The following is a 20,709-nucleotide window of genomic DNA, read 5'->3' as shown; positions in this document are numbered from 1 at the left end:
ATTTAATGAATAGGTTCGTATGGCATTTATCAAAAGTATTATTTTTACTGGAGTGCTTGGTTATCTGTATTTCCTGATAACAATTAGTATGATTGGTATCGCAAGCGCTAGAAAATTTTTTTGGTGGTTTGATTGGCAGGACAACTTTCACTTTTATCATATAGCGCAAAACTTTTTTGGAATTGGGTTAGCTGCGCTTTTACCTGCTTATCTTATTTTCTGCTATGAGCGTACGCGGATGTGGATGGTTAGTTGCTGTATCGTATTATTTTCGATGTTGTTTCAGGGGAATATAAACGCTTTTATTTTAGACCCTATAGGAATTTATCGGTTTTTACATGTGTCTCTATTTTACGGTGATATTGGTTCAATTGGTGTGTTTTTAGAAATACTTGTTTTGCCTTTTTTTTGGTTGTGGATTTTTAAGTGTATATCAAAATCTCAGTGGCCAAACAATCTCTAAGCGCTAGATTTTTTAAGCAACAATAACGAGGGAACTGTTATGGATGTAGATGATATTCGCGTGTTTATACCCTGTAAAGATTATGCAGTGTCGCAGTCTTTTTATCAGGCACTCGGCTTTAAAATGGATTATGTGACAGATGATTTATCGTTGTTTGAAAACGGCGGATGTGCCTTTTTTCTACAGCGATTTTACAATGAACAATTTGCAAAAAACTTAATGCTGCAATTATCAGTTACTGATATTAACGTGGTGTTTGAAGAGGTGAAAAAGCTACATGAGTTTAATATTAAATTTGAACCTATTAAAACAGAGCCTTGGGGAAAAGTAATCTATCTGTGGGGACCAGCAGGTGAGCTCTGGCATATTACTGAGTTCAGCTAGTGATGACAATTAGCTTGTAATGTATAAAATGTCATGGTGTCAGGTGTTACATATTAGGCCGCGTTTATGCATAAGAATCTGTAGTGATACTGACGAGCTTTTATAACTAAACGGACTAAATTCATCCATAATAATTTGTTGATAAATTTAAAGCTGGGTTGTGTATCGTTTGTCTTGTCGATACTATTTTAATGAATAAGGTTATTAAACGAAGATGTTAGGCGAGTTTTAATTTAAACAGCGCATAGATAAAGAGTTACACATGGATCGAACTGCACCCACCTTCAATTTTTCAGCCCAGCCAAAACTCACAAATGGATTAAAATACCTCGGTATATTTGGTGTTATTTACTTGGTCTTTATTTTTGTTTATAGCGTATTTTATTGGCAGTTTGTTTCCAAACTCAGCACTGATTTTATAGATCATGTTCTATGGTGGCTAAAAAACACCGGAGTGTGGTATCTTTTTGCGCCAATATGCTTGGTGTATTTTTCTTATTACTCAGGGCGTCAATCACTCATCAAATGCTTTTTGACTGTAGGTTTTCCTATGGTTTTGAGCTCTGTTATTTTGCAAATTAGCTTTGATTATAGCTATTTAAAAGCTGATCTTTTTGGTTACTTTGTGCTGTACTTGCCTAAGCAAATAGGGATTTTTATGATTACCTGTTTGTATTGGTATTTATTTGTAATGGACGATAAAAATACTGCAATTAATGTATGTGATGAACCTACCACTAAAAGCGAATACATTAACCTAGAACATAAAGGCCGCCCTTATAAACTTGATATGGAGTCTATCTGGTTTATAAAATCCGCAGGTAATTATATTGAAATAGAAAGTATACATGGGCAGTTTTTAAAAAGAAGTAGCTTGAAAAAAATACAGCTTGATGCACCTTCGTACTTTTGCCAATGCCACCGAAGTACCCTTGTAAACTTAAAATATATTTGTGCTCTCAATAATCAAGCCTCTGGACACGCGATAGCAACATTAAGTAATGGCTCTGAGATTAATATAAGCAAACGCTATAAAAATAGCATTAAAGAGCAGTTAATTGACTACCCAATAAAAGCGCGTTAACCCAACCGCTGTAAACGAGTATTGATCACTTTGTCTATCAACTTAGTTTATTGGCCCCTTAAAATGTTCATTCGTACCAAAGTCACTGTTTTTAAGGGCTGCAGCGCATACACTGCACTTCGAATTAAAACTCACAGGTACAAATTATGGCATATCAAACTCAGCAGGTTACACGTGTTTTGCACTGGTTAAGTGCATTTTTTATTATTGGTTTACTCGGATCAGGTATATATATGGCTGATGGTAATGACTATGCCTTGTATGACTGGCATAAAGCATTTGGTGTTATTGCATTTTTACTCGTTATCATTCGTCTTTATCACCGAAAAGATAATCCATGGCCATCCTCAGCAAAGGGAACGTCACACGAAAAATATGTTCAGTATATGCATCAGTTTCTATTAATAGCCTGTGTTTTAATGCCAGTATCTGGGCTTATTTACTCTGGATTAGGTGGCTTCGGCGTTGATGTTTTTGGTATTGAAGTTATTCCATCTCGCTATAACGAAAAGGCTGAAGTGCTCGCGTACAATCAAGCTGGCAGCGATCTAGGCAAAGCAGTCCATTATTACTTAGGGTATTTAATGACAGCGCTTGTCATTGTTCATGTATTTGCCGCTTTGAAGCATCACTTTATTGATAAAGATAATACGCTTAGCGCTATGATAAAAGCTAAAAACACCCATTAAAAATAACAAGGAATTTTTATGATGTACGATGACAGTAAAATTAGTTGGATTTTTAGAGTATTGCTCTGGTGTGGATTGCTTTTCACTTGCACAGTCAATGGGAAAGCGCATGTTAAAATCGATTTAACTGACACTGATGATTTCAGTGATTTAACACATTTTGGCGATGCAATAGCAGATAAACGGATTGTTTATTTAGATGAGCTGACCCATGGCGAACATGAGGTCTTTGCACTGAAATCTCGGTTAGTAAAGTATTTGCATCAACACCATGATTTTGATGCTTTAATTTTAGAAAGTGGCTTGTTTGATGTCAATGAAATGGACAAGGCCTCTCGTAACACAAAGGATAAACGAATTACGAATATGGCTGCTGGAAATATATTTTTTTCATACGCTAAAGATCCTGCTTTTTTAGATTTAATGGACTACATAGATTCGCAACTTATAACGCATAATCCACTAGCGCTGTCAGGTTTTGATGGACGATTAAGCGGTGAATTTTCGCTAACACGTTTTGTAAGGCAGCTTGAGAAACAAGTAAAATCGATACCCGTTTCAGACTCTCTCTTGGCTGAGTGGCCTATATTTTCAAAGCAATTACAAGCAACACTATCACGCAACTTTGTATCACTGAATGAAATGCAAATTAAACAACACATACAAACCGGTTATGACTATATGGATGCACTTAATGGTGCGGATAAAGCCCATGAGTTTGATTCACCCAGTTATTACGCACGATTGCTAGAGGGAGTAATTCGTCTATTTGAAGTTCATTATTCTGTTCGTCGTTTTGATGAACACGATCTGGTCATGGCAAATAACATACATTGGTTACTACAAAATATTTATAAAAATCAAAAAGTCATAATATGGGGTCACTATGTGCATGTTAATCGCCAAGGCTATTTAGACTCGCGATCGAATAATGTGACCACTGCTTTGGATAAAGCCTATGGTCAGGAAAGTTACATTGTGAATTTTGCAGCCATGTCAGGGGAGTATCGTGAATTTAGAGATGGCACAATAAAGAAAATACCGCCAATTAATGATCAACATCTGGCTTATACATTTAACGATACATTTTCAGATGTGCCTCAGGCTATTTTTATACAACCCAAACAGTTTACTACCGCAAAGCAACATGGGCTTCTTTTGTCTGGTCATGAATATATACCTGCAAGTTCGATTCCTGTTAACTTGTGGCGCAACCATTTTGACGGTGTGTTTTTACTAAACAAGGTATCAGCAAGCAATTGATAGGCTATTTTAAACCAAACCCCTTGATATTTAGCCCCTGTAAAACGCTGAATGCTGCATTTTGCATTGGCTTGAGTATAAATTAATCTCATTTTAAGATCAGGTGTCTGCGCGCTATTAGCCTCTTACCTTAATGAATAATTAAAGTAAGAGGCTAATAGCTAAGCTGAAAGCTCACTTCTTACAATTGCCGCGCCTGCACTTAGAGCATTGAGTTTCGCGTTAGCAATCTGCTGGGGCAGGGGAGTCATGCCACAATTGGTACAAGGGTAGAGTTTATCTGCATCAACATATTGCAATGCTTTACGAAGGGTATTAGCTACTTCTTCAGGTGTTTCAATGTGGTGCGTTGCAACATCAATGGCACCGACCATTACTTTTTTGCCACGAATGAGTTCGAGTAATTCCATCGGCACGTGTGAGTTGTGGCACTCAAGCGAAATGATATCAATACTTGACTGTTGTAGTTTAGGGAATGCTTCTTCGTATTGTCGCCATTCAGAGCCCAGCGTTTTTTTCCAATCTGTATTGGCTTTAATACCATAGCCATAGCAAATGTGCACTGCGGTTTCGCATTTTAGTCCTTCAATAGCTCTTTCCAAACAGGCAATGCCCCACGCATTTACCTCATCAAAAAATACATTAAATGCGGGTTCATCAAATTGGATGATATCGACACCTGCAGCTTCAAGCTCTTTGGCTTCTTGGTTTAGAATTTTGGCAAATTCCCATGCAAGTTTTTCACGGCTTTTATAATGCGCGTCATAGAGGGTGTCAATCATGGTCATTGGGCCTGGTAGCGCCCATTTAATTGGTTGATTTGTGTGTTTACGCAAAAATTTCGCGTCTTCAACAAACACCGGTTTTTGCCGGCTAACGGGACCTACAACCGTTGGTACATTGGCATCATAGCGGTCACGAATTTTTACGGTTTGGCGTTTTTCAAAGTCAACACCATTAAGGTGTTCAATAAATGTGGTAACAAAATGCTGTCGTGTTTGTTCGCCATCGCTGACAATATCAATCCCTGCTTGCTTCTGATCGAGAAGCGACAAGCGTAATGCATCGAGCTTTCCTTGAGCTAATTCGTCATCATGTAATTTCCATGGTGACCACAGAGTCTCAGGCTCACCTAGCCACAATGGTTTTGGTAAGCTGCCAGCAGTTGAAGTAGGTAATAGTGTATTCATACTTGTTTCTCAAAAATAGATTAACCCGAAGGTATTGGCCGACTATGGCTGTGAAAAATTAGCAGACCACTGCTCAAGCACATTTTGATAGGGCTTAATAAAGTGCTCATGGGCAAACTTACCTTGCTCTGTTGCTAATTGACTGCGCTCTTGTCGGTCATACACTATTTGTGTTAGCGAATGATCTTGGTTTTTTAAACTTGGGCGATATGCTTTACCTGCAGCAGCATTGGCGTTATATATCTCTGGACGATAAATCTTTTGAAATGTCTCCATAGTACTGATAGTGCTTATAAGCTCAAGACTGGTGTAGTCATTGAGTAAGTCACCAACAAAATAAAATGCCAGCGGTGCGACGGTATTTGGGGGCATGAAGTAACGCACATTCAAGCCCATTTTTTTAAAGTATTGTTCAGTTAATGAGGTGTCGTTAGGTTGATACTCAACGCCCAATACAGGGTGCTGATTTTCAGTGCGATGATAGGTTTTATTATCAGACACGCTTAAGCAAATAACTGGCGGCTTCGAGAAATTTTGCTTATAAACGGATGAATCTACAAAATATTGAAACAGCTTGCCATGCAGTTCACCAAAATTATCTGGGATGCTAAAAGTTGGCTGATCTTTATTATAATTTTGCAATAAAATACTAAAATCATAATCTCGTACATAAGACGAAAAATTATTGCCAACAATGCCTTCAATACGTTTATTGGTTGTATGGTCGATAATATAAGTCTTTAAAACTTCAATTGATGGAAAAGTTTGGCCGCTGCCTGCCACATCAATGTTGACCGAAATAATTTCAAGCTCAACTGAATACCGCTCTCCTGTGCTGTTATCCCAATTAGCTAATGCATTAAAACGATTATTTATCATTTTTAAGGCGTTGCGTAAATTTGCTTGACGATGGTGGCCACGGGCTAAGTTAGCAAAGTTGGTGGTAATGCGTGTATTGTCTGAAGGTTCATAATGCTCATCTAGATTGATACGCTTTAATGTAAATGAAAAATCTGTACTCATAATGTGTGTATCCAATATTGTGTATTTCTACGAATGTAATGGTTCAACCGCCACTGTGTGGCGTTGAAAGTTGCATTATTTATACGTGGATCGGTACATGAATAAAAACGGTATAATTTCACATCAAACATGAGTCATATTCATGACTTTTTATTGTAGGAGATGGCTTTAATGGTATTTATGCTTTTTCAAAAGGATTATATGTATTAAATGCTTTTAGATGGCTAGACGTTTATAGGTGGCGTGAGTTACATGCATTAATTTCATTTCAAATATGAAGATTATTCGTCTGTCATCGTCACTATTTTTGCCAGATAAGCCAGGCTGTATTGGTATACTTTAGCGTGGGTATAGTTACCAATAATAAAAGAGACGAATGGAATGAGTGAATTAGTATCGATAGTTGTTGCTTGTGCTTTATTAGGCAGTGGTGTTGGGTTTTTAGCTGGGTTATTAGGAATTGGCGGGGGGTTAGTTATTGTGCCTATTCTGAGTAGCATCTTGCTTTACTGGCAAGTACTACCAACTGAACAAGTCGTATTGGTTGCGATCGCGACGTCACTTGCGTCTATTTTATTTACGTCAACATCTTCAGCTATTGCACATCACAAAAATGGGAATGTGCCATGGGATATAGCACCCTGGATCATGTCAGGAGTTGCGCTTGGTGCACTACTTAGTGGCTTTATGGCTGCACTGCTGCCTGAACAGATTGTGCGCTGGGTATTTGCTGTCAGTGTTGTATTAATTGGACTGAAAATGTTGTTTGGCGGTAATGCAGATTCATCAAGTTCGCACAGAATACCCAATAAATGGCTTCTTAGCGTTTATACAATGCTTACAGGTGGACTGTCGGCGATGATAGGGATAGGTGGGGGAGCTGTACTTGTGCCTTTACTGACTTTTTTCTCAATCGATATGAAAAAAGCGATCGGTTGCGCTTCTGCATGCGGTATCGTCATCGCCTTATTTGGCTCGCTTGGGTATATTAGTACAGGGAGGTCTTATTTGTCATTGAATGATGGGTTTGCAGGCTTTGTCTATATACCGGCTTTAATAGGCATTATTTGTACTTCATGGTTTACGGCACCCCTTGGTGCTCGTGCAACACACTATCTACCAGTCAAAACAATCAAAAAGATATTCTCATTACTGTTATTTGTTATGGCAGCAAATATGCTGATTAATTAAAAGCAGTTGCAGCGTATAAACATCATGTAGATAAATACGCTGCTTGTAATTGTGTTAATAAAGGGAAAAGTGGTTCTGTTGACTTTACATGTTAGCTACGAGTACCTAGGTGACCCACTTTCACTAATATAACCGTATCTTGTTCTACAAAGGGATGGTGCTCGCTCATATGTGGACTGCGTATCCATGTGCCTTTTGGATATTGTCCATGTTCATCGCAAAATATACCACTTAAGACCAAAATCTCTTCACCACCAAAGTGCCTATGCAGGACAAAAATTTCTCCTGCGGGCCATTTAACTAAAGCAGTGTGTTCAACATCATGCTGATGTAGTGGCATAACCTGTAACCCACCTTGGCCTTGTTGCCAAGGTGTCTCAAGCGTATTAATTCTTACAGTAACGCCGTCATCAGGTAGAAACTGGTTCAGCTTAACAAACAGGGTACATCCTGATTCACTGAAAGGTTGATGGGTGCTGCCTGGGGGGTTACGAATATATGTTCCAGCAGGATAATCACCATGTTCATCACTAAATACACCTTCAAGGACAAAAATCTCTTCGCCGAGAGGGTGATTGTGGCTTTTAAAGTGTGACCCCGGATCATATCGCACAATGCTGGTGGCATGACCGCTTTCAGCTTCTTCTCGGGCGAGAATTTTACGTGTTACTCCCTTTAATGGGCTAGGCTGCCATGTTTGGTGTTCGCTGTTTATTACAACCTGTTGGCTGAAATCTAAATTAATATGTTGCATGGGTGCCTTATCAACAGATTCTAGTGTATATAAAAAAATTTTTTATACGCATCAAGCTTTAGCCAAGTTCACCTCATATAATTTAGAATAGAACTCAATGTAAGCATAGTTACACTGAGCTGAGATTTCTATTTATGTAAGCTCAATATTTTAGGTGGCCTTGACTAACTTTTTATGTATTTTATTTTAGGTAGTCAACAACGAGTTGCGTCATTGATTCAACACCGAGTTGCAATGCTTCTTCATCTACAAAAAACTGTGGAGAATGGTTACTAGGTGCTGTTTTGGCGTTTTGATCTCGAGGAGTGACACCTAGAAAGTAGAATAACCCCGGTACTTCTAATGCATAATAACTAAAATCTTCAGCGCCTGTGATTAAATCAGTGGTTATAATATTTTCAGCCCCTGCAACGCTTGCTAATGAAGGCGTCATTTTTTCAGTGAGTTCTACATTGTTTATAGTGACAGGGTAACCATGATCGATATGAACATCTGCTTGTGCGCCTGCAGATTCCGCCACAAGCTCGGCGGTTTTGGTTAGACGCGTTTTTATATCGGCGCGCATAGCTTGATCAAATGTACGAATAGTGCCTATTAATTCCACATTATCAGGAATAATATTAGATCGAACCCCGCCATTGATAGCCCCGTAAGAGATAACAGACGGGGCTTTAGTCACATCTACCTGACGAGATGAAATTGTTTGTGTTGCCATGACAATTTGTGATGATGCTACAATTGGATCTACACCATTCCATGGTCTTGAGCCATGCGTTTGACGGCCTTTTACGTTAATCGTAAAAGAATCTTCACTTGCCATTAAAGGGCCAGCACGAAATCCTATTTGACCAGTGTTGAGTGAACTGGTGACATGTAAACCAAACACTGCAGCGGGCTTTTCTTTAAACAGGCCTTCTTTTAACATTAGCTCTGCACCTCCTTCCTCACCGTCGGGGGCACCTTCTTCAGCAGGTTGAAAAACGAATAAAATATCGCCAGCTAAATCTTCTTTTATTTGTACGAGCGATTCAGCAACAGCCATTAAAATAGCTACATGGGTATCATGCCCACAAGCATGCATGACGCCGACCTCATTGCCACGGTATGTTGAAGTTTGTGTTGAAGCGAATGGAAGATCAACTTGTTCGGTTACTGGAAGGGCATCCATATCAGCGCGTAAGGCAACAAGTGGCCCTTTTTTACCGCCTTTTAATCGTGCCACAACCCCGGTATGTGCAATGCCTGTTTGCACTTCTAGACCTAACATCTTTAAATGTTTAGTAACGTATTGCGCGGTTTTAAATTCACGATTACTTAATTCTGGGTATTGGTGCAAATGTCTTCGCCATGTGATGACTTTTTCACTGACACTCAAATTAGCCTGCTTTAATGCATTATCAATGTTATTTGCATAACTAGGCGCTGTCATTGCAGCAAAAAATACACTGGTATAAATAATTTTGTGTAACATGAGATTCCCTTTTATTATTGATTTATCAAAGTCAATGTAGAGTAACTTATGCTGAATGAACAGGATAAGGCGATAATTAACCAAGGTGAATGGTTTAATAACTGCGCTGTAGAGTTACAAGCCGCACTATTAGAAAACGCAAAAATTGTTACTAAAAATGCAGGAGAGGCTCTGTTTTTGCGCGGTGATAGTAACTGTGGTCTGTATTGTGTTTTAAAGGGGGTCGCGCGCGTCAGTGGCGTTAATGGTGAAGGCAAAGAGGCTGTATTGAGTTTTATTCCTCAAGGTGTTTGGTTTGGTGAAGTGGCTCTTTTTGATGGCGGTACCCGTACGCATGATGTTTATGCCCAAACACCACTTCGACTCGTGCATATTACAGTGCGTTGTTTATCGCGGCTTGTAGAGCAATCTCCAATCTATTGGCGAGACTTTGGCGTTCTCTTATCACAAAAAATGCGGTTAGTTTTTTCTTCATTAGAAGATCATGCACTATTGTCTGCACTACAGAAGATATGTAAACGCCTGCTATTGGTCGCGTCATACGATAAACAATCGTATTCGATAGTGATGTCGCAACAACAACTTGCAGATATGACTTATCTTACCAGGCAAACGGTTAATCAAATATTACAACATTTACGCCAGCAAAAGGTGATTGCGTTACATTATCAACGAATCGACATTATTGATAAACCTGGCTTATTAGCAATATCAAATCTGAACCTATAAATGAAACTTGGTGTAAAACTTGCTGCGTATTCTTATCTTAAAAAATACGAAAGGGAAGTTTTGCGATGATGGGGCATTTATTTAATAATCAATACCGAGTAAAGCCTTATACAGCACCAAGTGCTGCAGAGATTCAAGTACCACCAAGACCCGTCGCAGTAATCACTGAAGCGGCCAAAAATAGCCAGCCTGATATTGCCGCACAGTTAAAGTCTCCCCATTATGATAAGAGTTTTTTAGAAGAAGCTAAAGAAGCCTTGGTTTATCAACGTTTGGGCGTTGATAAAGAAAAAATTGATGAGTTAAAAGCGGCAATAGAAGATCTTGCCAAAAAAATGCAATCCAATGATGACACAGACTTGAGCGCGCAGATGGATGCGTTGCAAAAAATGTTAGAGCAGGAGTTTCAAAAAGGAAGGGAGCGCATGGACTCATTACCTGAGCATGAAAAGGGAAAAATAATTAGTGCATTGGTTTAAATTAACCTAAAGCCTGGATAATGAAACTATCTCAAGCGGCTACTTTTAACGCTACCTGCGTTGAATTTACTTACAATAGAGCTGCTATTGGCTCTTAAATTTACCTGTGATTCCAAAAAGTCTCCGACTGGAGACGGATAAATAATCTGTTATTTATTACTCTTTAGCAGATTTCAAGCTAAGCTAGGGTCTGTTGACCTTTGCGGATTAAAATTTGTTCAAACTAGGGGCGGTTTAATCGCGGCGCGAGGTTTGTAACCTAGTGGGCTAAGTCAAAACCGAGCAACAAAGAGTAAATCGCCCCTAAGCAGAACCCGAAGGGCAGCGCCTGTTTGGCATTGATGCTGTGTTATCACCTATTTATGGGGAATAACCACACCACACAGGCGCTGCCTTGACTAAATACCAAACAGACTGCTGCAAATTTAACCTTGAAAGGTCAACAGACCCTAGAATGTCGTGTAGCCGACATTCATACCTAATTTAATTTGTTACTCTGGATTCATGCATAATAACAAGAGAAAAATCATGAAAACACTTGAGCAGCAATTAGGTAATTATGGGCTTTATCATCGCTCAAAAAGAAATGTACTGACTCACTTTTTTGGTATACCAATGATTGTGTTTGCTGTGCTCTGTTTACTCGCCCGAATTGAACTTACTTTTACAGGATATGAAATCAATGGTGCTCATGTATTTATTTTGGCCTGCGGAGTTTACTACTTAGTTTTGAGCCTTTCGTTAGGTTTAATAATGACAGCAATTTTAGTTGTAATGGGCTTAGCTGCAACCGTAATCTCTGAATTAAGCTTTCATGAATGGCTAATTATTAGCATCAGCTTATTTGCAATAGGTTGGATACTGCAGTTTGTAGGTCATTATTTTGAAGGTAAAAAGCCCGTTTTTGTTGATGATATAGTAGGTTTAATTATTGGTCCATTATATGTCCTTGCTGAAGCGCTTTTTTTGCTAGGCTTATATCGTGATTTAGAACAAAAAATTGAAACTATCTCGGGCCCAACTAAACCTTAATAAGCGTCATTATGAATTTTAAAAATAAAACAGTATGGATCACCGGTGCATCATCAGGTATCGGGCAAGAATTAGCGGTTCAGTTGGCACATTTAGGTGCAAATATTATTTTATCTGCGAGAAACACTGATAAATTGGAAGAAATTAAAGCGGCTTTAGATGGTGATAATCACTCTGTTATCCCATTAGACTTATCTCAACCTGAACATGTTTTTGAATACGTTAAATCAATAATGGATGAAATAGGCCGTGTTGATATCTTAATTAATAATGGCGGTGTATCGCAAAGAAGTTTGTTTTTAGAGAATGACTTTTCGGTTTATCGACAGTTAATGGAAGTCAATTATTTTGGATTAATTGCACTGACTAAAGCGGTGTTACCCTCTATGGTTGAACGTGGTTGTGGCTCTGTCGTTTCTATAAGCAGCGTTGCGGGTAAAGTTGGGTCTAAATTTCGTACCGGATACTCAGGCAGTAAGTACGCAGTGGTTGGCTTTATGGATTGCTTAAGGGCGGAAGTAGCTGATAAAAATATACATTGTTTAACTATTTGTCCAGGTTCAATAAAAACAGCAATTGCGCATAATTCACTTAATGAGCATGGCGTTGCGCAAAATAAGCCGGAGCACTCGATTGAAAATGGTATGGATGTGTCGGTTGCCGTTAAACAAATGATAGATGCGATAGCTAAACAAAAAGACGAAGTCATCGTGGGTCAAGGATTAAGCGGGCTTGCACCAACAATTAAACGATTTTTCCCTGGTTTATTTAATCGTATAACAGCTAAAACAAATTACAGGTAACGTTTCTATATACTGTTTTACGTAACGAGTTTTGTATTGCTGCGTTTACAGTAAATGCAGTGGATACACCCAAGCCACCTTAAGATGTGAGCGTCGTTGGAAATAAAAGCGATTTAGGTCAGGGATTGATTGCAAGTAATAGTGGTTCTATTGGTAAAATTGATAAGGCAAAATAAATTGCTTTTAAACCAACCCTTTGGGCGCTCCACCGGCACTTTTTCTCAGTGTTATTCCTTCTTAAAGGGATGGTCATTCTTGCAAACTAACGCTTTGATATTAAGCCCCTGTGAAACGCTGAATTCTGCATCTTGAGGTGGTTTGGTTATAATCCTGTATTTGTGCTTGCACGCTGGGGTTATAGCACTTAAAGTGTCTACAAGTTGTAAAAGAGTAATTAAAAATGACACAAAAACAAACTCAACCTGATCAATCTAAAGAATTAACACCCGAAGAACATGCTAAAGCACAACAAGAAAGTGCAATGTGGCAGCGTGAGTGTTTTCAAAATGCGCAAAAGCATTTAGCTGAAAAAGGTATTCTTCCGAAAACATTAATTGAAAAAGAGAGCCGTTTTATTGCTCCTTTATGTGCACTGTGGAAATTTAAAGCACAAACGGGTAAAAACTACTGGGTGATAACAGGACGTTTACCTACAGATCATGCCCAAGATACAGCAGCTGAAAACCCGCGTGATGCGCTGCGCTATTTTTCTCTGCAATGGCAATTAAAAGCAGACCAAATCATGCAGTCTGGAAATCTGGATAAAACCCAGGTGGATTTTGCAAACTTATTAGTTAATCGTGCTCACGGTTTATATGAAATGTATGAAAGAGACCACCTTTGGGTTAACGAAGCAAGCTAGATAAGTTCAGCTTATTAAGAACTGTTGAACTTTCAAGGTGAAATTCAAAGCAGTCTGATTTGTATTTAGGCAAGGCGTCGGCTATGTAGGTTGGTGTACGCCTTATAAATAGGCGATAACGCAGCATCAATGCTAAACATGCGCTGTCCTTAGGGTATTGCGTTAGCCCACTATTTTACAAACCTGGTGCCGCGATTAAATCGATACTAGGAACAGACAAAAATAAAGCGAGCTTTGTAGCTCGCTTTTTAATGCACTAACGTGAATGGTTTGGTATCAAACTGATTTATAGGGCATTGCATGCGTTGGCGCGCAATACCAGCTTCCATAAATACGATACCTTGTTGTGTGAAACCATTGCGTCTAAAACGTTCAACCTCGTTTAAAATACAATTTATACTAATATTGTTAAAGCCCTGTTGTTGAGCTAAATTAACCATATAGTTTAATAGTGACTTATATACAGACCGGTTACGATGTTCAGGTAATACTGCAATCCTACCAATTAAACCGTCGTTGCATAATCTACCTGTCGCGACTGGCGATTCAGTGTCATCTGTTACGAGTACGTGTAATGCGTTATTGTCTAAGTTGTCGAACTCTATATGTTTTGGTATATGTAGTTCACATACAAAAACACGCTCTCTAATATGTTGTAATAAATCCTTTCGCGTATCCCATTCTACCTTGTCGATATGATAACTCATTGCATCTTACCTCTAACAAAACCAAATACCTTCATTTAGTAGTGTAGTAAAGGATTGAGTAAATTTTAAACTATTTTTTGAACTTTTAATTTGTTCAGCGGTCACGCTAACGTCATCAGTTAATAATTTTACTACTGCTAGGTCTGTTTTTGGCAGTAAAAAGTTTTGGCCGTTTACACTTAAAATAATTTCATTATCAGTACTTTGGTATATTGCTCTGGTGCCGCCTAAACGTTCAAAAATCTCGTCAGAATCACCTATCAATTGAGCGACTTGTTCAGTTGTATAAAGATCTTCTGGTGGCATTAAATCCATTTCATGCTTAGGTTCACTGGTTGTTTGACCTAACCATGACTTAAATAAACTATCGTCCTGTAATAATGCGCTGAGTAATTGCTTAACCTCAGTCGCTTCTGTAGTGCTAAGAAGTCCCTTTGACTCTCTGGTTTCAAGGAGCGGATCAGAGTAGCGGGTGCTGCCAGCTTCTTTATCAATCACATAATCGGCAAAGCTCGATAATAAATCCTGCTGATTCGGGGCTCTAAATCCAACAGAATAGTTAATTGCATTTTCAACCGCATAACCTTCATGGGGACAACCTGGTGGGATATATAAAATATCACCTGGTTCTAAAATACAATCAATAACAGCAGGGAATTGTTCTACCTGTAATAGTGATTTATTTTGTGCAAACTGTTTTAAATTACTGTCTGGCATACCTACACGCCAATGCCTTTTGCCTTCACCTTGTATAATAAAAACATCATATTGGTCTAAATGTGGGCCTACACCACCACCGGGCGTGGAATAGCTGATCATTAAGTCATCAATCCGCCAATTAGGAATAAATCTAAAAGGTTCAAGTATTTGTGCTGCATCTGGATGCCAATGATCTACGGCTTGTACGAGTAAAGTAGAATGTTGCTCTGTTAATAACTCGAAATCTTCAAAAGGACCATGGTGAGCTTGCCAGTCGTTATTTTGGTTGGTGATAATACGAGATTCAATACTTTCTTCCATGGCAAGGCCTGCAAGCTCATTTGCATCAAGAGGGTCTTCAAAATCGCGAAAGCCTTGTTTAATTAGCAAAGGTTTTTTCTGCCAATATTGATTTAAAAATTCTTGTTCTGACAGGGAGTTAATCGTTAATTGATACATGTTTTTCACCATTTACAAACGAATAGAGATAAAAAAAGCGAAAGGGGAGCCTTTCGCTTTTTAAATGTTTTAGCTTTTTGTTTACGCTAAATTGTCGATGAACTCTACTGCGCGGCCGATATAGTTGGCTGGCGTCAGCTTTTTCATTTCTACTTTAGCTTCTTCTGGTAAATCTAAACCATCTATAAACTCAGCCATAATTTCTTGATTAACACGTTTACCACGAGTTAAATCTTTAAGCTTTTCATAAGGTTTTTCAATGCCGTATTTACGCATAACGGTTTGAATAGGCTCAGCAAGAAGCTCCCAGTTTTGGTCAAGCTCTTCAAGTAAACGCTGCTCGTTTACTTCTAACTTGCTAACACCTTTAAGTGTAGATTGGTATGCAATTAACGCATAACCCATGCCTACACCTAAGTTACGAAGTACTGTTGAGTCAGTAAGGTCACGCTGCCAGCGTGAAACTGGCAATTTTTGAGCCAAGTGACCAAAAATTGCATTAGCAAGACCTAAGTTACCTTCTGAATTTTCAAAATCAATAGGATTAACTTTGTGCGGCATTGTAGATGAACCAATTTCACCTGCAATGGTTTTTTGCTTAAAGTGGTTAAGGGCAATATAGCCCCATGCATCACGGTCAAAATCAAGTAATACGGTATTAAAACGCGCAATCGCATCAAACAGCTCTGCAATGTAATCATGCGGTTCAATCTGAGTCGTAAATGGATTGAATGTTAAGCCAAGGCTAGTTACAAATTGCTCTGCATGGTTATGCCAATCGTAATCAGGGTAAGCACTCAGGTGGGCGTTGTAGTTACCAACAGCGCCATTAATTTTACCTAGCATTTGTACTTGCGCAATTTGGTCACGTTGACGCTTTAATCGCATGTATACGTTAGCAAACTCTTTACCCATAGTAGAAGGTGTTGCTGGTTGACCGTGAGTACGGGTCATCATGGGTACAGCTTTGTACTCAATCGCTTTTTCTTTGATTGCATTCAGTAGTTGATCACAGTAAGGAAGTAATACTTCATCACGTGCTTCAGTGAGCATTAAACCATGAGACAGGTTATTGATGTCTTCTGACGTACATGCAAAGTGAATAAATTCATTAATTGCATGTAACTCGGCGTTATCAGCTACTTTTTCTTTAAGTAAGTACTCTACCGCTTTTACATCATGGTTTGTAGTACGCTCGATATCCTTTACACGTTGTGCATCGGCTTCGCTGAAGTTATCAACAATCGCGTTAAGTAAAGCATTTGCTTCGTCGCTAAATGCCGGTACTTCTTTGATGGCATCAGCAGCAGCAAGGGCTTGTAACCAACGAACTTCGACTGTTACACGGTATTTTATCAAGCCAAATTCGCTGAAAATACTGCGTAGTTCAGTGGTTTTGCTGCCATAGCGACCATCCACCGGAGAGATAGCTGTTAACGCTGAAAGCTCCATAATAACTCCTAAATTTTAGTTTTGAACGATAATTATATGTGGTTTTTAGCAATGGCGATTATTTTTCTTTTTGCAAAGAAAAAATGGCGGCGCTTACCGCCCATTTGTCGCCAAAGTACTGCACTTCGAATGCCCGCTAATAATAATGCGCGTATCTTGTGTTGTACTAATTGCTGTTTTAATAAATCAGGTTTGCCATAAACCTGAATGCGGTGCCCAAGGGGGCTAAGCACCTTTGAATATATATCTGCAAGGGCTGCGATTAATGTTGCATCAGTAATTGCAAAATGGTCTAAACGACGCTTTATATCATCAATACCTTTGCCAAGATCAGCTAAGCTACTTGATTTTGCACTTAGTGCGCGCTCAAGCTGCATTAGGCCGCCGACATACTTGACGATTTCAACATCTTTCTTCTCGCCAGCACTGAGCTGATCCAGTAAACATTGATAACCAGCTCTAAGATTTTCAGTCCCTTGATACACGTCTTCTGGTGAATCAGGGTTAGTTACGACAATACTTGAAAGTAATTTTTCAAGGTCATAATCATTGCTACTGCCATACTGGGCAATTTTTTGTACTTGCTTGGCAATTTGACACATTGCTGCCAAAGCCATTACTTGGTTTTCTGTCATTATTTGATCACCGAGTCGATGATTCCGCCACCAAGGCATACTTCGTTTGCATAAAAGACAGCTGATTGGCCTGGCGTTACGGCTTTTTGCGGCTCATCAAAAAGTACACGTGCCAAACCATCATCGCCTACAAGAAGGGTGCAACTAATATCTTCTTGCCTGTAACGTGTTTTAACTGTGCAGCGTGTTGTGCCTTTAGGGCCGACTCTATCAACCCAATGTAATTGGTTTGCATTTAAACCATTACTATAAAGGCGAGGGTGATCTTTGCCTTGGCCTACAACAAGCACATTGCGCTCTATATCTTTATCAACAACGTACCATGGCTCACCAGAGCCTTCTTTCATGCCGCCAATTAGTAAACCTTTACGTTGGCCAAGTGTATGGTACATTAATCCTTCATGCTCACCGACATTATGACCCTCGGTGTCTTCAATCACACCAGGTTGTGCGGGTAAGAATTTTTGTAAAAAGTCTTTAAATTTACGTTCACCGATAAAGCAGATACCTGTGCTGTCTTTTTTATCGTGAGTAATGAGGTCTTGTTCTTCAGCAATACGGCGAACTTCAGGTTTAGCAATATCACCTACAGGAAAAAGTGTTTGTCCAATGTGCTCATGGCTTAAGGTATACAAAAAGTAGCTTTGATCTTTATTATCATCAAGGCCACGGCACATTACATATTTATCATCACGTAATTCTCGACGCACATAATGGCCTGTAGCGATATAATTAGCACCAAGTGCACCTGCTGCAAATTCAAGAAATGCTTTAAATTTTATTTCTTTGTTACACATGATATCAGGGTTCGGCGTACGGCCGGCTTTGTATTCTGCTAAAAAATACTCAAAAACATTATCCCAATACTCGGCTGCAAAATTAACAGTGTGTAGTTCTATATCAAGCTTATCGCAGACCGCTTGTGCGTCTTTTAAGTCTTCAGCAGCAGCGCAATATTCATCATTATCGTCTTCTTCCCAGTTTTTCATAAACAAGCCTTCAACTTGATAGCCTTGTTGTTTTAATAAATAAGCTGATACAGAAGAATCAACACCGCCGGACATGCCAACAATGACTTTAATGTGACTATTTTCGCTCATGGATATTTTCGCTTATACAGGTTGCTGTCATTTTATACTACTAACCACAAGAGAGAGTTAGAGTGCGAATTATAAACACTCATATAGCTTATGGCGTATGAAAGGCCGCGATTATAGCATGTAAAATAGAAGGCAAGCCACCCAAAATATCAGTTTTGTCTTGCCTAAAAAACACCAGTGAGTGATATGAGGAGGGCTCAAAAATGGAGTTGTATTGACCAGGGCAATAGTATTCTCACAAACGGTAATTACTCGCCTTGGAGTAACTTATATTCGCCATTTTTAATATTATCTAAGGTGTACTGACCAATCTGATATCGAATTAACCGCAATGTTGGGTGACCAATGTGGGCTGTCATACGTCGCACTTGACGGTTTCTGCCTTCAGTTAAGCTGATGCTCAACCAGCTTGTAGGAATGTTTTTGCGCTCTCTAACAGGAGGTGTGCGTGTCCATAAATGCGGTGGCTGAAGACGTTCAACTTTTGCAGGTAGTGTCATCCCGTCTTTTAACATAATGCCTTTTCGCAACATATTAATGACTTCGTCTGACGGTTCACCTTCAACTTGTACCCAATAAGTTTTGCTGGTTTTTTTATTCGGGGAAGTGAGCGCGTTTTGCAATTTACCGCAGTTAGTCAAAAGTAAAAGGCCCTCACTGTCTCTATCTAAGCGTCCTGCGGCATAGACGTGTTTAATATCAATAAAGTTAGCAAGTGTTTGGCGATTACTGTCATCAGTAAATTGACATAACACATCAAATGGTTTGTTAAACAAAACAATTTTTCGCTCACTTAAAGGGATCTGCGCTTTTATTTCTCTTTTGTTCTTTGTATTTATTGGCTGTTTGCTGGGAGAAGACAAATCTCTGTTAAAACTTCGCCCGCTGCTGCGTCTGTTCTTGGGTTTATTTGTTGTCATCATTAAATACACCGTGCTGGTTTTGGCAGTCCTGCAATTTTAGTTGCTTGCTTAGCCGGGCCTTTTGGGAAAAGCTTATAAAGGTAAATACTGTTGCCTTTGTCTTCTCCAAGCGCTTTAGCCATGGCTTTAACTAACATTCTGATGGCGGGACTGGTATTGTATTCAAGATAAAAATCGCGGACAAAGTTTATAACTTCCCAATGCTGTTCAGTAAGAGCAATACTTTCTTGTTCGGCTAATATTGGTGCAAGCTCAGGTGTCCAAAGTTGATGATCAAGAAGATAGCCTTGTTTATCTGTTTCGATTTGTTGATTTTTAAATTCTAGCATGAGTTACCAAGTTATAGACTGAGAGGAAGATAGGGTTTTTGCTACGAATATTTCATAATCGATTGCGGTATTTTGTTGCATAATTTCAATGTTACGGGCTTTAGCATCGTCGGATAAAAGTAAAAGCTTGTCACAAAGCTGGAAATACAGCTTCTGTGAGTAACAAGCATCCCCGACCAATAAAACAGTGTCGTTTTGTTGTATTAAGTTTACTAGACGTTCGTTATCGTAATAACTAATTGGTTTAGAAAAAATGTGTAATGTGCTCATAAATTAACAACCTGTTGTTGCGCACTAATTAATTGACTTTGAGCTTTAAAGTTTAAAGGTTTTGCATTGATTATCAGATCATTTTTACTCAGATTATAGTCAAGTAAAGACTTCTCACATACATAGATGTTTTCAACGTCATAAATTTCTAATGTTTTTATACTTTTAAAATAATTTTTTAGCCCTAAAGATTCAGGGTTTTGATTTTCTTTTAATGCAAGAACAGCAGGGCCAGTAAATAACCAGCTTATATTTTGTTCAATAGCAGCAAATATGAGTGTCATGTCTAGAGCATCTCGAATATGCATATCATCAAAAGGGCTATGTTGACTTAATACAAGGACGTTAATCATTTAAATTGCACCCATTTATCAGCTTCACTGGCGAGCATCGCAAATTCGGCAAGGCCTGCAACGGTAAATAAGTTCGTGGCTGCAATATTAAGACCACGCTTTTCAGCCGCAGTAATACACAGCATAAGTTTAATACCGCGTTGATGTAGCGTTTGCCAAAGGTTTGCAATAGCAAGCTCATCTGTTGCTAAATTAATGTCTTCGCTGGCATGGTATACGCCTTGTTGATATAAAAAAATAGTATCAACGCTATGCCCTTGTTCTAGACAAGTGGTTGCAAATTTGAATAGTCGTTGAGTGGTGTCGTGATCTGACGGTGCGCAGTGTAATGAAAGTACAAATCGTGCCAAAACATATCCAATAAA

Annotated in this window: 25 protein-coding genes; 11 read left to right on the top strand and 14 right to left on the bottom strand. The window is 38.9% G+C overall.

Translation table 11 applies throughout. The features are described from left to right. Positions 1 to 19 precede the first annotated feature (19 nt). The 5 genes from CSC79_RS03420 to CSC79_RS03400 all read left to right on the top strand — a co-directional run bounded on the left by CSC79_RS03420 (position 20) and on the right by CSC79_RS03400 (position 3,883). Positions 20 to 463: a hypothetical protein gene (locus CSC79_RS03420; RefSeq protein WP_099294067.1), complete on the top strand. Its 444-nt coding sequence runs from the start codon at positions 20 to 22 to the stop codon at positions 461 to 463. Positions 464 to 502: 39 nt separating this feature from the next. Continuing rightward, the gene (locus tag CSC79_RS03415; RefSeq protein ID WP_099294065.1) at positions 503 to 847 is read left to right on the top strand and encodes a lactoylglutathione lyase; all 345 of its coding nucleotides are present in this window, start codon (positions 503 to 505) and stop codon (positions 845 to 847) included. 262 nt (positions 848 to 1,109) lie between these two features. Next, on the top strand, positions 1,110 to 1,931 hold the full coding sequence (locus CSC79_RS03410; RefSeq protein ID WP_099294063.1) for a LytTR family DNA-binding domain-containing protein: 822 nt from the start codon (positions 1,110 to 1,112) through the stop codon (positions 1,929 to 1,931). A gap of 146 nt (positions 1,932 to 2,077) precedes the next feature. Continuing rightward, positions 2,078 to 2,620 carry a cytochrome b gene (locus CSC79_RS03405; protein WP_099294061.1) on the top strand — a complete coding sequence of 181 codons (543 nt, stop codon included), beginning with the start codon at positions 2,078 to 2,080 and terminating at the stop codon, positions 2,618 to 2,620. A gap of 18 nt (positions 2,621 to 2,638) precedes the next feature. Continuing rightward, complete coding sequence (locus CSC79_RS03400; protein ID WP_099294059.1) at positions 2,639 to 3,883, top strand: erythromycin esterase family protein; 1,245 nt, start codon at positions 2,639 to 2,641, stop codon at positions 3,881 to 3,883. A 161-nt stretch (positions 3,884 to 4,044) separates the two neighbouring features. Here CSC79_RS03400 and CSC79_RS03395 read toward each other — a convergent pair whose 3' ends face one another. After that, entirely contained in the window at positions 4,045 to 5,073 is a 1,029-nt protein-coding gene (locus CSC79_RS03395) for a methionine synthase (RefSeq protein WP_099294057.1), read from the bottom strand. A gap of 42 nt (positions 5,074 to 5,115) precedes the next feature. Next, a complete protein-coding gene (locus CSC79_RS03390) occupies positions 5,116 to 6,096 on the bottom strand; it encodes a DUF1852 domain-containing protein (RefSeq protein ID WP_099294055.1) in 981 nt (326 codons plus the stop codon). A 381-nt stretch (positions 6,097 to 6,477) separates the two neighbouring features. On the opposite strand from CSC79_RS03390, the gene CSC79_RS03385 reads away from it, so the two are divergent. Next, the gene (locus tag CSC79_RS03385) at positions 6,478 to 7,287 is read left to right on the top strand and encodes a sulfite exporter TauE/SafE family protein (protein WP_099294053.1); all 810 of its coding nucleotides are present in this window, start codon (positions 6,478 to 6,480) and stop codon (positions 7,285 to 7,287) included. 91 nt (positions 7,288 to 7,378) lie between these two features. Here CSC79_RS03385 and CSC79_RS03380 read toward each other — a convergent pair whose 3' ends face one another. Both CSC79_RS03380 and CSC79_RS03375 read right to left on the bottom strand, forming a co-directional pair. Further along, entirely contained in the window at positions 7,379 to 8,041 is a 663-nt protein-coding gene (locus CSC79_RS03380) for a cupin domain-containing protein (protein ID WP_099294051.1), read from the bottom strand. A gap of 181 nt (positions 8,042 to 8,222) precedes the next feature. After that, the gene (locus tag CSC79_RS03375; RefSeq protein ID WP_099294049.1) at positions 8,223 to 9,512 is read right to left on the bottom strand and encodes an amidohydrolase; all 1,290 of its coding nucleotides are present in this window, start codon (positions 9,510 to 9,512) and stop codon (positions 8,223 to 8,225) included. A 48-nt stretch (positions 9,513 to 9,560) separates the two neighbouring features. On the opposite strand from CSC79_RS03375, the gene CSC79_RS03370 reads away from it, so the two are divergent. The 5 genes from CSC79_RS03370 to CSC79_RS03350 all read left to right on the top strand — a co-directional run bounded on the left by CSC79_RS03370 (position 9,561) and on the right by CSC79_RS03350 (position 13,417). Beyond that, on the top strand, positions 9,561 to 10,241 hold the full coding sequence (locus CSC79_RS03370) for a Crp/Fnr family transcriptional regulator (RefSeq protein ID WP_237113947.1): 681 nt from the start codon (positions 9,561 to 9,563) through the stop codon (positions 10,239 to 10,241). A gap of 65 nt (positions 10,242 to 10,306) precedes the next feature. Then, the gene (locus CSC79_RS03365; RefSeq protein WP_099294046.1) at positions 10,307 to 10,720 is read left to right on the top strand and encodes a hypothetical protein; all 414 of its coding nucleotides are present in this window, start codon (positions 10,307 to 10,309) and stop codon (positions 10,718 to 10,720) included. 528 nt (positions 10,721 to 11,248) lie between these two features. Next, a complete protein-coding gene (locus CSC79_RS03360) occupies positions 11,249 to 11,752 on the top strand; it encodes an Mpo1-like protein (protein WP_099294044.1) in 504 nt (167 codons plus the stop codon). Between the two features lie 11 nt (positions 11,753 to 11,763). Further along, a complete protein-coding gene (locus CSC79_RS03355; RefSeq protein WP_099294042.1) occupies positions 11,764 to 12,555 on the top strand; it encodes an SDR family oxidoreductase in 792 nt (263 codons plus the stop codon). A gap of 400 nt (positions 12,556 to 12,955) precedes the next feature. Beyond that, entirely contained in the window at positions 12,956 to 13,417 is a 462-nt protein-coding gene (locus CSC79_RS03350) for a DUF4826 family protein (protein ID WP_099294040.1), read from the top strand. Between the two features lie 248 nt (positions 13,418 to 13,665). Here CSC79_RS03350 and CSC79_RS03345 read toward each other — a convergent pair whose 3' ends face one another. From CSC79_RS03345 to tusD, 10 genes are all read right to left on the bottom strand, one after another. Further along, a complete protein-coding gene (locus CSC79_RS03345; RefSeq protein ID WP_099294038.1) occupies positions 13,666 to 14,124 on the bottom strand; it encodes a GNAT family N-acetyltransferase in 459 nt (152 codons plus the stop codon). A 12-nt stretch (positions 14,125 to 14,136) separates the two neighbouring features. Beyond that, positions 14,137 to 15,282 (bottom strand): cupin domain-containing protein, encoded by a 1,146-nt coding sequence (locus CSC79_RS03340; protein ID WP_099294036.1) that lies wholly within the window; start codon positions 15,280 to 15,282, stop codon positions 14,137 to 14,139. An 81-nt stretch (positions 15,283 to 15,363) separates the two neighbouring features. Beyond that, complete coding sequence (purB, locus tag CSC79_RS03335; protein WP_099294034.1) at positions 15,364 to 16,734, bottom strand: adenylosuccinate lyase; 1,371 nt, start codon at positions 16,732 to 16,734, stop codon at positions 15,364 to 15,366. Positions 16,735 to 16,766: 32 nt separating this feature from the next. After that, positions 16,767 to 17,369 (bottom strand): high frequency lysogenization protein HflD, encoded by a 603-nt coding sequence (gene hflD, locus CSC79_RS03330; RefSeq protein ID WP_099294032.1) that lies wholly within the window; start codon positions 17,367 to 17,369, stop codon positions 16,767 to 16,769. Then, positions 17,369 to 18,469, bottom strand: coding sequence for a tRNA 2-thiouridine(34) synthase MnmA (gene mnmA, locus CSC79_RS03325; protein ID WP_099294030.1), 1,101 nt, complete (start codon positions 18,467 to 18,469; stop codon positions 17,369 to 17,371). The genes hflD and mnmA overlap by 1 nt, the downstream gene beginning before the upstream one ends. 248 nt (positions 18,470 to 18,717) lie before the next feature. Next, a complete protein-coding gene (locus CSC79_RS03320) occupies positions 18,718 to 19,392 on the bottom strand; it encodes a pseudouridine synthase (RefSeq protein ID WP_099294028.1) in 675 nt (224 codons plus the stop codon). Next, complete coding sequence (locus tag CSC79_RS03315; RefSeq protein WP_099294026.1) at positions 19,392 to 19,721, bottom strand: TusE/DsrC/DsvC family sulfur relay protein; 330 nt, start codon at positions 19,719 to 19,721, stop codon at positions 19,392 to 19,394. The genes CSC79_RS03320 and CSC79_RS03315 overlap by 1 nt, the downstream gene beginning before the upstream one ends. 3 nt (positions 19,722 to 19,724) lie before the next feature. Continuing rightward, positions 19,725 to 19,991 (bottom strand): DsrH/TusB family sulfur metabolism protein, encoded by a 267-nt coding sequence (locus CSC79_RS03310; RefSeq protein ID WP_099294024.1) that lies wholly within the window; start codon positions 19,989 to 19,991, stop codon positions 19,725 to 19,727. Next, positions 19,988 to 20,344, bottom strand: coding sequence for a sulfurtransferase complex subunit TusC (gene tusC / locus CSC79_RS03305; RefSeq protein ID WP_099294022.1), 357 nt, complete (start codon positions 20,342 to 20,344; stop codon positions 19,988 to 19,990). Before tusC ends, CSC79_RS03310 begins: the two co-directional genes overlap by 4 nt. Beyond that, positions 20,341 to 20,694 carry a sulfurtransferase complex subunit TusD gene (tusD, locus tag CSC79_RS03300; RefSeq protein ID WP_099294020.1) on the bottom strand — a complete coding sequence of 118 codons (354 nt, stop codon included), beginning with the start codon at positions 20,692 to 20,694 and terminating at the stop codon, positions 20,341 to 20,343. Before tusD ends, tusC begins: the two co-directional genes overlap by 4 nt. Positions 20,695 to 20,709: the final 15 nt, after the last annotated feature.

This window comes from Pseudoalteromonas sp. 3D05, from assembly GCF_002723455.1.
Lineage (GTDB): Bacteria > Pseudomonadota > Gammaproteobacteria > Enterobacterales > Alteromonadaceae > Pseudoalteromonas.
The sequence above is the reverse complement of the archived record's forward strand: the minus strand, read 5'-3'. Positions and strand labels throughout refer to the sequence as shown.

What these genes read in the sequence shown, in the direction of transcription:
- CSC79_RS03410 (WP_099294063.1), top strand. Translation starts at nt 1,110, where the DNA reads ATGGATCGAACTGCACCCACCTTCAATTTTTCAGCCCAGCCAAAACTC.
- CSC79_RS03370 (WP_237113947.1), top strand. Translation starts at nt 9,561, where the DNA reads ATGCTGAATGAACAGGATAAGGCGATAATTAACCAAGGTGAATGGTTT.
- CSC79_RS03350 (WP_099294040.1), top strand. Translation starts at nt 12,956, where the DNA reads ATGACACAAAAACAAACTCAACCTGATCAATCTAAAGAATTAACACCC.
- CSC79_RS03320 (WP_099294028.1), bottom strand. Translation starts at nt 19,392, where the DNA reads ATGATGACAACAAATAAACCCAAGAACAGACGCAGCAGCGGGCGAAGT.
- CSC79_RS03400 (WP_099294059.1), top strand. Translation starts at nt 2,639, where the DNA reads ATGATGTACGATGACAGTAAAATTAGTTGGATTTTTAGAGTATTGCTC.
- CSC79_RS03420 (WP_099294067.1), top strand. Translation starts at nt 20, where the DNA reads ATGGCATTTATCAAAAGTATTATTTTTACTGGAGTGCTTGGTTATCTG.
- CSC79_RS03395 (WP_099294057.1), bottom strand. Translation starts at nt 5,073, where the DNA reads ATGAATACACTATTACCTACTTCAACTGCTGGCAGCTTACCAAAACCA.
- CSC79_RS03310 (WP_099294024.1), bottom strand. Translation starts at nt 19,991, where the DNA reads ATGAGCACATTACACATTTTTTCTAAACCAATTAGTTATTACGATAAC.
- CSC79_RS03380 (WP_099294051.1), bottom strand. Translation starts at nt 8,041, where the DNA reads ATGCAACATATTAATTTAGATTTCAGCCAACAGGTTGTAATAAACAGC.
- tusC (WP_099294022.1), bottom strand. Translation starts at nt 20,344, where the DNA reads ATGATTAACGTCCTTGTATTAAGTCAACATAGCCCTTTTGATGATATG.
- CSC79_RS03345 (WP_099294038.1), bottom strand. Translation starts at nt 14,124, where the DNA reads ATGAGTTATCATATCGACAAGGTAGAATGGGATACGCGAAAGGATTTA.
- mnmA (WP_099294030.1), bottom strand. Translation starts at nt 18,469, where the DNA reads ATGAGCGAAAATAGTCACATTAAAGTCATTGTTGGCATGTCCGGCGGT.
- purB (WP_099294034.1), bottom strand. Translation starts at nt 16,734, where the DNA reads ATGGAGCTTTCAGCGTTAACAGCTATCTCTCCGGTGGATGGTCGCTAT.
- CSC79_RS03385 (WP_099294053.1), top strand. Translation starts at nt 6,478, where the DNA reads ATGAGTGAATTAGTATCGATAGTTGTTGCTTGTGCTTTATTAGGCAGT.
- CSC79_RS03340 (WP_099294036.1), bottom strand. Translation starts at nt 15,282, where the DNA reads ATGTATCAATTAACGATTAACTCCCTGTCAGAACAAGAATTTTTAAAT.
- CSC79_RS03360 (WP_099294044.1), top strand. Translation starts at nt 11,249, where the DNA reads ATGAAAACACTTGAGCAGCAATTAGGTAATTATGGGCTTTATCATCGC.
- hflD (WP_099294032.1), bottom strand. Translation starts at nt 17,369, where the DNA reads ATGACAGAAAACCAAGTAATGGCTTTGGCAGCAATGTGTCAAATTGCC.
- CSC79_RS03355 (WP_099294042.1), top strand. Translation starts at nt 11,764, where the DNA reads ATGAATTTTAAAAATAAAACAGTATGGATCACCGGTGCATCATCAGGT.
- CSC79_RS03405 (WP_099294061.1), top strand. Translation starts at nt 2,078, where the DNA reads ATGGCATATCAAACTCAGCAGGTTACACGTGTTTTGCACTGGTTAAGT.
- CSC79_RS03365 (WP_099294046.1), top strand. Translation starts at nt 10,307, where the DNA reads ATGATGGGGCATTTATTTAATAATCAATACCGAGTAAAGCCTTATACA.
- CSC79_RS03415 (WP_099294065.1), top strand. Translation starts at nt 503, where the DNA reads ATGGATGTAGATGATATTCGCGTGTTTATACCCTGTAAAGATTATGCA.
- CSC79_RS03315 (WP_099294026.1), bottom strand. Translation starts at nt 19,721, where the DNA reads ATGCTAGAATTTAAAAATCAACAAATCGAAACAGATAAACAAGGCTAT.
- CSC79_RS03390 (WP_099294055.1), bottom strand. Translation starts at nt 6,096, where the DNA reads ATGAGTACAGATTTTTCATTTACATTAAAGCGTATCAATCTAGATGAG.
- CSC79_RS03375 (WP_099294049.1), bottom strand. Translation starts at nt 9,512, where the DNA reads ATGTTACACAAAATTATTTATACCAGTGTATTTTTTGCTGCAATGACA.